The organism is Pseudomonas sp. SG-MS2, from assembly GCF_009933855.1.
GTDB lineage: Bacteria > Pseudomonadota > Gammaproteobacteria > Pseudomonadales > Pseudomonadaceae > Aquipseudomonas > Aquipseudomonas putida_E.
In genome coordinates this window covers 35,903-42,208 of record NZ_MOMO01000162.1, presented here as the reverse complement: position 1 = coordinate 42,208, position 6,306 = coordinate 35,903, and the positions used below count along the sequence as shown (strand labels likewise).

8 protein-coding genes are annotated in these 6,306 nt (G+C 64.2%); 5 read left to right on the top strand and 3 right to left on the bottom strand.

The annotated features are described in order from the left end of the window. From BLX42_RS13725 to ureG, 3 genes are all read left to right on the top strand, one after another. Nucleotides 1-478 (top strand): HupE/UreJ family protein (locus BLX42_RS13725; protein WP_161871986.1); only part of this gene is annotated, 478 nt, incomplete at its 5' end. Then, entirely contained in the window at nt 478-1,152 is a 675-nt protein-coding gene (locus tag BLX42_RS13720; RefSeq protein ID WP_046787699.1) for an urease accessory protein UreF, read from the top strand. The genes BLX42_RS13725 and BLX42_RS13720, both read left to right, overlap by 1 nt. A gap of 11 nt (nt 1,153-1,163) precedes the next feature. Then, entirely contained in the window at nt 1,164-1,787 is a 624-nt protein-coding gene (gene ureG, locus BLX42_RS13715) for an urease accessory protein UreG (protein ID WP_119688944.1), read from the top strand. Here ureG and BLX42_RS13710 read toward each other — a convergent pair. The 3 genes from BLX42_RS13710 to BLX42_RS13700 all read right to left on the bottom strand — a co-directional run bounded on the left by BLX42_RS13710 (nt 1,750) and on the right by BLX42_RS13700 (nt 4,969). After that, nucleotides 1,750-3,330 (bottom strand): sensor domain-containing diguanylate cyclase, encoded by a 1,581-nt coding sequence (locus BLX42_RS13710; RefSeq protein WP_237858316.1) that lies wholly within the window; start codon nt 3,328-3,330, stop codon nt 1,750-1,752. The two genes, ureG and BLX42_RS13710, sit on opposite strands and share 38 nt — an antisense overlap. A 131-nt stretch (nt 3,331-3,461) precedes the next feature. Next, nucleotides 3,462-4,184, bottom strand: a complete 723-nt coding sequence (locus BLX42_RS13705; RefSeq protein ID WP_161871984.1) for a thioredoxin family protein — start codon at nt 4,182-4,184, stop codon at nt 3,462-3,464. 119 nt (nt 4,185-4,303) lie between these two features. Further along, entirely contained in the window at nt 4,304-4,969 is a 666-nt protein-coding gene (locus tag BLX42_RS13700) for an HAD family phosphatase (RefSeq protein ID WP_115275015.1), read from the bottom strand. Between the two features lie 93 nt (nt 4,970-5,062). Between BLX42_RS13700 and lexA the strand changes: the two genes are divergently transcribed. Both lexA and imuA read left to right on the top strand, forming a co-directional pair. Continuing rightward, the gene (gene lexA, locus BLX42_RS13695) at nt 5,063-5,680 is read left to right on the top strand and encodes a transcriptional repressor LexA (protein WP_174141489.1); all 618 of its coding nucleotides are present in this window, start codon (nt 5,063-5,065) and stop codon (nt 5,678-5,680) included. Continuing rightward, on the top strand, nt 5,680-6,300 hold the full coding sequence (gene imuA / locus BLX42_RS13690; protein WP_046787694.1) for a translesion DNA synthesis-associated protein ImuA: 621 nt from the start codon (nt 5,680-5,682) through the stop codon (nt 6,298-6,300). The genes lexA and imuA overlap by 1 nt, the downstream gene beginning before the upstream one ends. Nucleotides 6,301-6,306: the final 6 nt, after the last annotated feature.

The following is a 6,306-nucleotide window of genomic DNA, read 5'->3' as shown; positions in this document are numbered from 1 at the left end:
CAGCAACCCGCTGCACGATGGCCTGCTGCATCCGCTGACCGGCCTTGACCACTTGTTGATGCTGTTGGGGACTGGCGTGCTGGCGGCCTTGACCCGGCGCAACCTGGCCTTGCCGCTGGCAACCCTGGCAGCAATGTTCGCTGGTGCGCTATGCGGCCACCTGTTCGGTGATGTGCTGGGCATGGAAACCATGATCGCCGTGTCGGTGCTGGTGGCTGGCGTTGCCGTACTGCTGCCTAGCCGGCAGTTGCTGCTGGCGCTGGCCATGCCGGTGTTTGCCCTGTTCCATGGCTGGGCCCACGGCGTGGAAGCCACTCCCAGCGCCTTCTGGCTGTTCAGCGCCGGTTTCGTCACCGTGAGCGGCTTGCTGCTGGTAGTGGGCTTCGCTGTCGGTTGCCTGCTGCGCCGCCATAGCGCCCTGCAGAAAGCCTTTGGCGGCGGCATGCTTGCCGGCGCCGCTGTTGTGCTGGCCGGTTGATGAACAGCGATCTGGCACTGCTGCGCTTGTTGCAGCTGGCCAGCCCCGGCTTGCCGGTGGGTGGCTTTACCTACTCGCAAGGCCTTGAATGGGCCGTCGAGGCGGGCTGGGTGCGTGACATCAAAAGCTTCAGTGCCTGGCAGCGCGAGCAGATGCACGACACCCTCGCTTACCTGGACTGGCCGGTGCTGGCGCGCCTGTACCACGCGTGCAAGGCCGATGATGCCGACGCGTTTGCGCGCTGGAGCCGCTTTCTGCTGGCCAACCGCGAAACCGCCGAGCTGCGCCTGGAAGAGCAGCAGCGTGGCGCGGCCCTGGCACGCTTGCTCGATGGCTGGCAGCTGGGCCAGGCCCCGGCCTGGCGCCCAAGCCTTGAGCTCAGCCAGTTGGGCGGCATGGCCTGGCTGGCCGTGCACTGGTCGATCCCGTTGCGCCAGCTTGCCCTCGGGCATGCCTTCGCCTGGCTGGAGGGCGCGGTCATGGCTGGGGTCAAACTGGTGCCCTTCGGCCAGCAGGCGGCCCAGACCCTGCTGCGCGACCTGGGCGAGATACTGCCCGGCGTCATCGACCAGGCCCTGGCGCTTGGCGACGACCAGCTCGGTGGCGGCCTGCCGCTATTGGCCATTGCATCATCGCGTCACGAAACCCAATACACCCGTTTGTTCCGTTCCTGAGGACTGCCTTAATGCAAAGCTATCAGCAACCCCTGCGCGTCGGCGTCGGCGGCCCGGTCGGCTCCGGCAAGACCGCGCTGCTCGAATGCCTGTGCAAAGCCATGCGTGATCACTACCAGATCGCCGTGGTCACCAACGACATCTACACCAAGGAAGACCAGCGCATCCTCACCGAGGCTGGCGCCCTGGAGCCCGAGCGCATCGTTGGCGTCGAAACCGGTGGCTGCCCGCACACCGCCATCCGCGAGGATGCCTCGATGAACCTTGCAGCAGTGGAGGCGCTGGCACGCAAGTTCGGCAACCTTGAAGTGATTTTCGTGGAGAGCGGTGGCGATAACCTTAGTGCTACCTTCAGCCCGGAGCTGGCCGACCTGACCATCTACGTGATCGATGTCGCCGAAGGCGAGAAGATCCCGCGCAAGGGCGGCCCCGGCATCACCAAGTCCGATTTCCTGGTGATCAACAAGACCGACCTTGCGCCCTACGTCGGCGCCTCGCTGGAGGTGATGGAGCGCGATACACAGCGTATGCGCCCGGAGCGCCCTTGGACTTTCAGCAACCTGAAGAAAGGCGAGGGCCTGCAGGCGGTGATCGATTTCATCGTGGAGCGGGGGATGCTGGGGGTGAGGGGCTGAGGTCAAGCACTTCGACGCGGTTGCGGCCGCTGTGCTTGGCCTTGTATAGCTGCTCGTCGGCTTGCTTGAGCACGCTGTCGGCCTGTTGTGTATCGGGCCGGCGGCAGGCTACGCCAATCGACACGCTAAGCTTGCCCACATGGGGTGAGTCAGCCTGTTCGACTGCGCTGCGGATCCGTTCGGCAATGCGCCGGGCATCGGCCAGGCCAGTGTCCGGCAGCAGCATGGTGAATTCCTCGCCGCCGACCCGGCAGGGCAGATCATCCTGGCGTGAATTGTGACGCAGCAGCTCGGCGAGGTGCTTGAGCACCTCGTCGCCAGCATCGTGGCCAAAGGTGTCGTTGACCCGTTTGAAGTGGTCGATGTCCAGGGCCAGCACGGCGAATGCTCTAGAGCTTTGCATCAAGGCATCCAGCGCCAGCTGCATGGCACGCCGGTTGGCAAGGCCGGTGAGGGCATCACTCTGAGCCTGCTGGCGCAGCTTGCCGAATTTTTCCTGCAGCAATTGCTCGCCTGTCAGCAAGGCGCGGCGGATGGCTGCGACCTCTACGTACCACGCGTCGATACGGCGCAGCTGTTCGCCGGTCTGGGTGGCGGACAGGTGACTGGCGCTGTGTGCCAGTTGGCGTAACGGCAAGGTCAGGCGGTAGGTCATCCATAGCATCAACAGCAAGCCGATAATGCTGACCGGCAGGATATAAAGCAGCACCTTGCGGGTCATTTCGCCCAGTGGTGCCAAGGCCAGATCCCGCGGTGTCTGGACCACCACTGCCCAGTGCGCTTCAGGCACCGGGGCAAAGCCTGCGAGCATGGGAACGCCGATATAGTTGGGCACTTCAAGGGTGCCTGCCTCGCCACGCAAGGCCGCGCTGATCGTCGGGCTGCTGCTGACCTGGGTGCCAATGCGCGCATGGTCGGGGTGGTGCAGCAGGCGTCGATTGGCGTCGGCGACGAAAGCGAAGGTACCGTCCTGCTGGTAGTGCAGGCCAATCAACGTATGCAGTGCGCTTTCTTTCTTGAGGAACACCGAACCGCCGACAATGCCCAGGTAACGGCCATCGGCGGCAAAGACCGGCTGCGAAACGAATATCACCAGTTCGCCCCCCCGCGAGGTGTAGGCGGAACTGACCCACGGCTGACGGGCTTGCACGGCTTGGCGGATTTCACCGGAGTGCTGGTGGTGGCTGGTGACCTGTTCAATGTTCGGATAAGCCACCAGCACCTGACCTTGGGCGTTGACGATGACGATGGAGTTGAAGTCCTTGTCCTGCACCTGCAGGCGCTTGGCTTCCTTTTTCAGCATGGTCATGTCGTCCAGGCCACCGTCCAGTTGCCCGGCGGTGTAGGACAGGTGGTTGTGTGCCGAGCGCAGGAACTCGTTGATATCCGATGCCAGTTTGCTCGCATAGGCTTGGTTGGCCTTCAGCTCAAGGTCTACCAAGGCGCGGTGCTGCACCCGGTAGGCGACAGCGAGGGTGTTGCACAGGGTTGCCAGGCACGCCAGCACGACAATGCCGACAACCAGGGTTCGTAGGTGGAACATGGGCAAGCGCTTGAGCATGGGGGGCCTGTAATGCAAGGGCGACGGGCTCAAGTATGGCCGTATTCTGCCGAACTGCAGCCATTGTGCCGCCTGGGCTGTTCAGCCATGGCACAGGCGGCACTGTGGCGTGTTCAGTCATGGCAGCAATGAGGTTTGCCGGGCTGGCCTTCGTAGCGATCGTGATGCCGCACCCAATCCATGGTGCCTGCCTCGTTGCGCCCCAATGGCGCGATGTCGAGGAAATTGTAGGTATTGACCAGGATGTCGAGCCCGCGGGCATAGGTGGAGTAGGTGTGAAAGATTGTGCCGCCCGGGTCCCGGTAGAAGGCGCTCAACCCAGGCAGCTCGCTTTCGTTGCCGGTATAGGGTTCGTAGTTGTATTGGCTGTTGCCTTCAGTGGCGACACTGACGCCGAAATCTTCATTGAAACTGCTGCCGTTTGACGAGTACCAGGGAAAACGCCAGCCCATGCGCTGGCGAAATGCCTGGAACTCAGCGTGGGGGGCACGCGAAACGGCGACCAGCGAAACATCGTGATGCGCCAGGTGCAGGTTGGCACCGTCGAAATGGTCGGCGAGGAACGAGCAGCCTGGGCAACCTTCGCTCCAGCCTTCGGCGAACATGAAGTGGTAGACCAGCAATTGGCTGCGCCCGGCGAACAGGTCGGCGAGGCTCAGCTGGCCGTCCGGGCCTTGAAAACGGTAGGGCTGTTCCAGCTTGACCCAGGGCAGGGCGCGGCGGGCGGCGGCCAGCTCGTCGCGCTGGTGGGTGAAGGCCTTTTCATGCAGCCATAGCTGACGGCGGGCGGCCAGCCATTGGCTGCGCGAGACGATGTCGGGCTTTTGAGGGTTCATGAGGATGACTCCGCACGGGGGTTCAAGTGTGGTCGAGCGGGGCGGGGTGAGATCGACAGCAGGCCCTGTTGCTGCGACGAATGGTTGTGCGCCGCGCCACCCCAGTCACACCATGAGGCTCAATCGCCACACTGCATCGCTTCAATGACCTCCCACAACCGTGGATCGTCAAAATCATCCACCACCAGCCTGGCCCCCGCAGCCATCAGCCGTTCTGCCGTCTGTGTAGTCGCCACCCCCACGGTGAAGATCCCGGCACCGCTCGCCGCGTTCACGCCCGGCAACGAATCCTCGAACGCCAGCGCTTGCTCGGCCGTTGCCCCCAGGCGCTGCAGGCCGGTCAGGTACGGCAGCGGGTCAGGCTTGGGCCGTTCCAGCTCTTCGGCCACCAGTACATGCTCGAAGTGTGCGCCAAGGCCCATTGCATTGAGCATGTGCTCGGCATTGAGCCGGGGTGCATTGGTCACCACGCACATGTCGATACGGCTCGCCTGGGCATAGTGCAGCAGGCGCAGCAAGCCCGGCATGGGTTCAAGGGCAGGGGCCAGCTCGCGGAACAGTGCTTCCTTGCGATCAGCCAGCGCCAGGCATTCATGCGCGCCGGCGTTTGGAAACAGCTCGGCAAACAATGGCCCATTGGCCCGGCCACTGATCTGCGAATCGAACTGGGCCTGGGTCAGCTCACGGCCGTCATGGTCGCGCAACAACTGACGGAAGGCCTGCAAATGCAGGGTGTCGGTGTCGGTAAGGGTCCCGTCGAGATCGAACAGCAGTGCAGTCAGCATCAGGCATCCAGGCAGTAGAAAACTCATGTCAGGGGATGATAACCAAACCTGGCGACGAAGGGGGCTGTTCAGCCTTCGACGAAAAGAGTACAAATGTGCTCCATGGACAATCTCACCCCCAAACGCCGCGCAATCCTCGACTTCATCCGTGAACGCATCACCGATCATGGCCAGCCGCCGAGCCTTGCCGACATCGCCATCCGCTTCGGCTTTGCCTCACGCAGCGTTGCGCGCAAGCACATCACTGCCCTGTGTCAGGCCGGCTACATCGACGTCACGCCCAACCAGGCACGGGGCATCCGCCTGGCCGCACCCTTGCGCCGCCCGGAAATTCTCGAAGTGCCCGTGTTGGGCCAGGTGGCTGCAGGCGCGCCGATTGGCCCCGACCTGGGCATTCACGAGCAGTTGCTGATTGACCCCAGCCTGTTCCGACGCACACCGGACTACCTGCTCAAGGTGCGCGGCGACTCCATGATCGATGACGGTATCTTCGACGGTGACCTGGTGGGCATCCGCCAGCAAGGCGAGGCCCGTGATGGCCAGATCGTGGTCGCCCGCCTCGACGGTGAGGTCACCATCAAACGCCTGCAACGCCAAGCGGGCGGCTACCGGCTGCTGCCACGCAACCCTGCCTATGCGCCGATCGATGTGGGGCCTGAGCGCGAATTCTTCATCGAAGGCGTGTTCTGCGGCCTGTTGAGGCGCGACTGATGGGCGCGGTGGTCGATCTTGACCGGTTGCTGGACCAGCGCCAGGTCTGGCGCGGCCGGCAGGCCCGGGTACGGCCGACCGGGTTGCAGCCCACTGGCCATGCGGCGCTTGATCAACGGTTGCCGGAGGGTGGCTGGCCCGCGGCTGCGCTGAGCGAGTTGCTGCTGGCCAGCCCCGGGTGTGGCGAACTGCAACTGCTGTGGCCCTCGTTGGCCCGGCTGACCGCTGATAGCGGGCGAGTGGTGCTGGTGGCGCCCCCTTTCATTCCCTACGCACCGGCCTGGCAAGCGGCCGGGGTGGACTTGCGCTGGCTGGTCCAGGTCGATGCCGAACAGGCCGACGCGCTCTGGGCTGCCGAGCAGTGTCTGCGCTCTGGCAGTTGCGCCGCCGTGCTGTGCTGGCCGGAGCGTGCCGATGACCGTGCGCTGCGGCGCTTGCAGGTGGCGGCAGAAACCGGGCAGGCGCTGGCTTTTGCCTGCAGGCCGCAACAGGCCGCGCACAATCCATCACCGGCCGCGGTGCGCATCGCCATCGACGCGCGGCCCGCACAATGGCGTGTGCTCAAGTGCCGGGGCGGTTTACCGCCGGCTGCAGCCATAGCCTGTGCCGGGCAGGGTTGATGCAAC